This is a genomic window from Enterococcus sp. LJL51, assembly GCF_049894025.1.
Lineage (GTDB): Bacteria > Bacillota > Bacilli > Lactobacillales > Enterococcaceae > Enterococcus_L.
Genome location: NZ_JBNEQE010000033.1, coordinates 1 through 4,683, shown reverse-complemented (window position 1 = coordinate 4,683; position 4,683 = coordinate 1). Strand labels below are relative to the sequence as shown.

The 4,683-nt window shown below is 36.5% G+C and carries 4 protein-coding genes and 2 pseudogenes; 3 read left to right on the top strand and 3 right to left on the bottom strand.

Annotated elements, in window-relative coordinates:
• Positions 1-326: 326 nt before the first annotated feature.
• The 3 genes from ACPWSO_RS17860 to ACPWSO_RS17850 form a co-directional block, all read right to left on the bottom strand.
• Positions 327-842 carry a GNAT family N-acetyltransferase gene (locus ACPWSO_RS17860; RefSeq protein WP_426084929.1) on the bottom strand — a complete coding sequence of 172 codons (516 nt, stop codon included), beginning with the start codon at positions 840-842 and terminating at the stop codon, positions 327-329.
• 80 nt (positions 843-922) lie between these two features.
• Positions 923-1,285 carry a hypothetical protein gene (locus ACPWSO_RS17855; RefSeq protein WP_426084928.1) on the bottom strand — a complete coding sequence of 121 codons (363 nt, stop codon included), beginning with the start codon at positions 1,283-1,285 and terminating at the stop codon, positions 923-925.
• Between the two features lie 74 nt (positions 1,286-1,359).
• Complete coding sequence (locus ACPWSO_RS17850) at positions 1,360-1,728, bottom strand: CvfD/Ygs/GSP13 family RNA-binding post-transcriptional regulator (RefSeq protein ID WP_426084927.1); 369 nt, start codon at positions 1,726-1,728, stop codon at positions 1,360-1,362.
• 178 nt (positions 1,729-1,906) lie between these two features.
• On the opposite strand from ACPWSO_RS17850, the gene ACPWSO_RS17845 reads away from it, so the two are divergent.
• The 3 genes and pseudogenes from ACPWSO_RS17845 to ACPWSO_RS17835 all read left to right on the top strand — a co-directional run.
• On the top strand, positions 1,907-3,079 hold the full coding sequence (locus tag ACPWSO_RS17845; RefSeq protein WP_426084926.1) for a MalY/PatB family protein: 1,173 nt from the start codon (positions 1,907-1,909) through the stop codon (positions 3,077-3,079).
• Between the two features lie 282 nt (positions 3,080-3,361).
• A pseudogene (locus ACPWSO_RS17840) lies at positions 3,362-3,724 on the top strand (IS110 family transposase); the annotation flags it as partial.
• A 654-nt stretch (positions 3,725-4,378) separates the two neighbouring features.
• Positions 4,379-4,683: pseudogene (locus tag ACPWSO_RS17835) on the top strand (lysozyme); the annotation flags it as partial.

Sequence of the window (4,683 nt, the reverse complement as noted above, 5' to 3'; positions counted from 1 at the left end):
GTTTTCAAAGGTCTACATCATTGCCTCGCAGCAACTTTTATATCTTATCAAATCTCCGATAAGATGTCAACTCTTTTTTTGAAAAAGTTTTAAGTTGATGGAACTCGGCAATCCGTTGTTGTGTTTCATAACAACTGTTTCAGTTTATCAGCTTCTTTGTTATTTGTCAATAACTTTTTTACTGATTCAACAAGTTTTTTCTTCTCTCTGGATGTTATTCTATCCAACTGTCTGAAAGTCATTGTCTCGTCTTGCGACATGTAATAATATATCAAGTTTCCTTGCGCAGGTCAACTGTTTTCTCTATTTTTTTTCATAATACTTTTTCACTCACCAATAAAGCATCTAAAAAGCTCGAAACTACCGTCATTTTCAAGCTGAACCGTTCCAGCATTTCTAAATCCCTGCTCTTGATAAAAACGCACAAGCTTATCATTTGAAGCAATACAATCTAACCTTAGTTCTGCTGCTGTATTTTGGAAATGCGCTTTGATAACTTTCAGCATCTGACTCCCGTATGCTTTTCCTCTGTAGTTTGGATGAACTATCAAACGATGAATATAGTATGCATCTTGACTTAAGCCGATATTCGACCATAACTCACAATCCCATTTTGTTGGCAGATTCCAGACAGCAGCCATCCCAACAACTTCATCATTTTGATTAAACAGATACACGTCCCCTCGTTCTACAGCTTCCGTCAGATTATGCTTATCTGTTCCTGCCAAAACATCGGACCATTGACTACTTCCTTTGCTTTTTAACCAGACTGCTGCCTCTTTTAGCATTTCCATCACTGTTTTTGTATCTTGCAAACCTGCTTTTCGAATATTCATTACCATTCTTAACCTCCATTTTTTAGGTTTAAAAAAAGAAGCGGTTTTCCGCTTCCTTCATTCACTTCTATACTATTACTTAAAAATCAGAACATCGGGACACCGGCCATGTCATAAGCCGATAATAAATCCTTCAGCTTTGCGGGACTTTCCCACATGTATGTATCGCTTCCCAATTTCGCAGATTCTCCTTCCTCCATTTCAAAGACAAACAGAGGCAAATCTTCTTTCTCATTATGTGCATTTGTTAATTCAACCAAACTGATTGAAGTCACATCTAACTGAATACTATCCTTGAAAAGCTGTAAAATACTGGCCAGCCCTGTCATCTCTTCGGAAACTTCTGCTGTGATAAACTCTGCTTCATCTTTCGTTGGATGAATGAGAAACTTTTTTGTTCCATCATGCAGATTCAACATAATCGTGCCGGCTACTCTTTTGTTAGACAAAACTTCCACCTCAATTGATTTTTGTTTTCATAAATATAGGAAAATTGTAACACATTTTCAGAAAAAAAACAGAATTATTTCGTAAGAAGTTCATCCATTGCAGCATCAATCCACTGAGGTAATTTCTTTTCTAAAGTAGCAAATCCAATTTTCTTATTTTTATTAGTAAAGTATTTTTTTCTTCTGTAACGCGCCTGTTGAACACTATCATTTTGTGTTCTTAGTGATAAGCTTATTTTTTTTGAATACTCATCAATGTCTATTACCTGTACATTAATCTCATCACCTATATTCAGTACACTATGAATATTCTTCGTGTAACCTACCTGGATTTCAGAAACATGAATCAGCCCTTGGGTTTCATCATCCAGTGAAACAAATGCCCCATACGGTTGCAATCCTGTAACTGTCCCATTTAAAACCATTCCTATTTTATATTGCATTCGTATCCCTCTCTTCTGCTCTTCACAGTCACTATCTCTTAAATAATATCATGTTCCCTAAATTCTGAATAGATTTTTACCTGCTATTTTTATTCTTTTTCATTTATCTTTTACCTGTTCTATTCTATACTTCAATTATAAATGTCTGATTTAAACTATATATAGAGGGGAAAAGAATATGACAGATTTTAACCATGTATACAACCGTAAGGGAACCAATTCTGTGAAGTGGGATGCTATCGACAATATGTACCACCAAGAAGATCTCTTGCCTTTATGGGTCGCGGATATGGATTTCCGGGTTCATCAGCCAATCTTGGACGCTATGAGTGCTTGTATAGAACAAGGAATCCTTGGTTATACAGTAACTCCAGATAGCCTATATGAATCCATTCAGCAATGGCAGCAAAAAAGAAACCATTATATAGTAGAAAAAGAAGCAATTTTATTTAATAGCGGCGTTGTTCCTAGTGTTGCATTAGCGATTCAAGCGTTTACTGAACCAGAGGATGGCATTCTTATCAACGATCCAGTGTACCATCCATTTGCACAAGTTATCAAAGCGAATGGCAGAAAAGTAGTCCGCAGCTCTTTATATGAAAAAGATGGAATTTTTAGAATAGATTTTAACGATATGGAGCAGCAACTTAAAGAGCAGAATGTTAAAGTCTTCATTCTATGCAATCCCCATAATCCAGGCGGACGTGTCTGGACTAAACAAGAATTAAAACAGGTCGGTGAGCTTTGCAGAAAATATGGTGTTTTAGTTATTAGTGACGAAATTCATCAAGATTTAATTTTTTCACCTGCTGAGTTTACGACTTTTAATAACGTAGATGAGTCGTTTAAAGACTTTTCAATCATTTTAACCGCCGCAACAAAAACCTTTAATTTGGCTGGAATTAAAAACTCAATGATTTTTATTCATGATTCAAAACTCCGAAAAACATTTGCTGACATTCAAACGCTAAACCAGCAAAGTGAAATCAACACCATTGGGTTAGTTGGTACCGAGGCTGCTTATCGTCATGGAGAGCCTTGGCTGGAAGAACTTTTACTTTATCTACAGAAAAATTTCCAAACGATTCAGAAATTTTTAACTACCGAAATGCCTAAGGTAACAATGATGAAACCGGAAGGAACCTATTTGGTCTGGCTGGATTTCTCTGCTTATGGTTTATCCGACAAACAGTTGGAAAAATTGTTAGTTGAAGAAGGTAAAGTCATTCTCAATACTGGCATATCCTTTGGTCCCCAAGGAAGTCAGCATATGCGGCTAAATGCAGCTTGTCCTCAAGAGACACTCATAGAAGGTCTTAAACGAATAAAAAAAGCACTGACCAATAGTTGATTGATACTTATTCCTTTATCAATAAAACATACTAAGATTAGTGGGTAAGGTATTCAACGGAATATCTTACCCACTATTTTCTATTTATAGCGTATAGTGAGGGTGAAAGGAAGCTCGAACAAAACCTCAAGGACTACGAGTCCGAACTATAAACCGAGCTCCTTCACTATCCTTTTAGAATCAGGTTTAGGTATGTTGGGACTTCGAGTCCGTGTAAAGGAAAGTAGAATCGGAAGGAATCAGTGAAGGTCTTTCAATAAAAAAGAAAAGGAGAAGAAAACAATGACAGTTATTCTAGCTCTTGATGTATCAAAAGGAGAAAACTACAAAGTGCTCTATCATGGGACTCATTGTTTATCAGAAGGGAAAATCCAACATAATCAAGTTGGTTTCCAACAGTTACTTCAAGAAATCAATGCGCTGTCCGAAACACCTGAAATTGTTTTTGAAGCGACGGGTGTCTACTCTCGTCCTTTAGAAAAATTCTGTCAGGACAATCAGTTGTCCTACTGCCTCTTGAATCCTTTGGAAGCAAAAAAACAGATGGAGGAAGGTTCCCTACGTAGCTGGAAAACCGATAAAATCGATGCACACAAACTCGCTCAAACACACCAAAAAAATCAACGAGAAGTAAAACAGCACCAGCAGGAAAAGGTTGCCACAGTTGCCTGTATGAACAAGCTTCTGAAATGCATGCATTCCATGGTTAAGAATCATACAAAATACGCGTATATGTCCTCCAGCGACCAATAAGGACGAATCCTTATACCATAATTATCTCAAAGCTCAGGTAAAAATTTCAGCGATTCACCTGGTTTATTTGGTTTACTCTTCATTGGATTAGTTCTCGTTGAACGATGATCTACCAAAATTATTTTTCTATTTTCCTCTTGACGGATCTTAGGAAAGATGTTGGTGAATTCTACCAGCATCAAAAAGTATAGAACCATTTTTCCCAGCTCAATGGCTGTTAAGTGTTTTCTCTCTGTGTGTTCTGTAATAGAATGTGTACCAGTCGTATTGAAAAATCTTTTTATTGATTGGTGTCGGGATCTCGATAATACACGATTTTTCACTAGGATATTTTTTTATTTTCTTTGGTGGCTAATTTGATTATAAAATTTGTAGAAATAGATCATTATTATTAACTACAAACTCCTAAATTTTGCCAGCAGCTTTATCAATAGCTGGTCAATTTTCATAGGGAGACAAGCGACAGTAAGTTGACAGTTAGAAAACACTTATATTCGCTATACTAACGTTGTAAGATCTTACAAAAAAGTAAAGAAAGGAAAACTTATGGCAAAAACAATTGGAGAAGTAAAAAGTTTTCTTGATAGTCTTATCGGTCAAATAACGGTCGATAAATCTAATGCCGGATTAAATGGACAATGTGTTAGCTTAATTAAGAACATTCTTGAATTTGTTGGCGCACCAAATCCATATGCTGCGCGTGGAAATGCAAAAGATATCCCAGTTACGTACGTTTCAGAAGGAATTGCAAACGTCGGTTCTGGTACGCTTAACATTGCAGTTAATAGAAATGGTGGTGGCGGCTATGGACACGTTTGGGTAAAAATCGGATCTGATAGTTGGCAAGCTAA